Annotated in this window: 1 protein-coding gene; it reads right to left on the bottom strand. The window is 65.8% G+C overall.

Annotated elements, in window-relative coordinates; all coding sequences use genetic code 11:
- Positions 1 to 30 precede the first annotated feature (30 nt).
- The gene (locus tag ACIHCQ_RS44595; protein ID WP_399675101.1) at positions 31 to 1,275 is read right to left on the bottom strand and encodes an IS256 family transposase; all 1,245 of its coding nucleotides are present in this window, start codon (positions 1,273 to 1,275) and stop codon (positions 31 to 33) included.
- Positions 1,276 to 1,361 lie beyond the last annotated feature (86 nt).

Genomic DNA, 1,361 nt, shown 5'->3' with positions numbered 1-1,361 from the left:
GGGTCACGTCCCCTGTGATGGTGTAAGCGATCAATCCTGCGTAGCGTTCGGGGTATTGGGGAGTGCATGGGTGGTGTGGTCGGCGTGTTCGGCGGCGTAGATGGCCGTCATGCTGCCTTCGGAGAGGTAGCGGCGGGGGAAGGCGATCCATTCGTCGTGCATCTCGCTGAGCACGGCGGTGACCAGCCGTTCGAGGGCGGCCGGGTTGGGGAAGACCTGCACGACGTCGGTGCGGCGCTTGATCTCGCGGTTGATCCGCTCCAGGGGATTTGAAGACTGGATCTTCTTCCAGTGGGAGATGGGGAAGGCGGCGAAGGCGGTCAGGTCCTCCTTGGCGTCCAGGAGCATCTGCCTGACCTTGGGGAACTGCTGCCCGAGCATGTCGGCCACCGCGTCGAGCTGGTGATGGACGGCTTCGGCGGTGGGCTGGATGAAGATGGTGCGGATGGTCGCCGCGACCATTTCCCCGGATCCCTTGGGGATCACGGAGAATACATTCCTCAGGAAGTGAACACGGCAACGCTGCCAGGCGGCGCCGAGCATGACCTTGCGGATCGCGGCCACCAGGCCGCTGTGACTGTCGGAGATGACCAGACGGACCCCGCCCAGGCCGCGTTCGCGCAAGGAGCGCAGGAACTCGCTCCAGAACGCCTCACCCTCGCTGTCACCGACCATCACGCCCAGCACCTCACGGCCGCCGTCCTCGCTGATGCCGGTGGCGATGACCACGGCCTGGGAGACAATCCGGTGGTTCACGCGCACCTTGCAGTAGGTCGCGTCCAGGTAGAGGTAAGGGAAGCGGCTGTGATCCAGGGGCCGGCCGCGGAAGACCGTGAGCTGTTCGTCCAGGTCACCGCAGATCCGTGAGACCTCGCTCTTGGAGACGCCGCTGTCCGCGCCGAGCGCTTTGACCAGGTCGTCGACCGAGCGGGTGGACACCCCGTGCACGTACGCCTCCATGATGACCGCATACAGAGCCTGGTCGATGCGGCGCCGCCGTTCCAGCAGGCTGGGGAAGAAGCTGCCGCTGCGCAGTTTCGGTATCGCCAGGTCCAGATCGCCGGCCTGGGTGGCCAGGGTTTTCTCCCGATGGCCGTTGCGGAAGGCGGTGCGGGCGTCGGTGTGCTCGTTCCACTGGGCGTTGATCCGGCCGCTGAGCTCGGCCTCGATCAGCTCTTGCAGCATGCGCTCGGCGACGTTGCGGACGAGCTCGATCCCGTCCGCCGTGCGTAGTGACTCCAGCAGGCGTTGTAGGTCAGACTGGGACAAGGCCATCGGGCACCTCCCGGGTTGAACTGGCCGTTCACCAGGGAGATTTGCACGATGGCCTGCCCTTTGCGCAGGGAGCGGAGACCGTCACC

The organism is Streptomyces sp. NPDC052236 (assembly GCF_044548015.1).
Lineage (GTDB): Bacteria > Actinomycetota > Actinomycetes > Streptomycetales > Streptomycetaceae > Streptomyces.
Note: the sequence above shows the minus strand (reverse complement) of the source record. Positions and strands in the feature narration are given on the sequence as shown.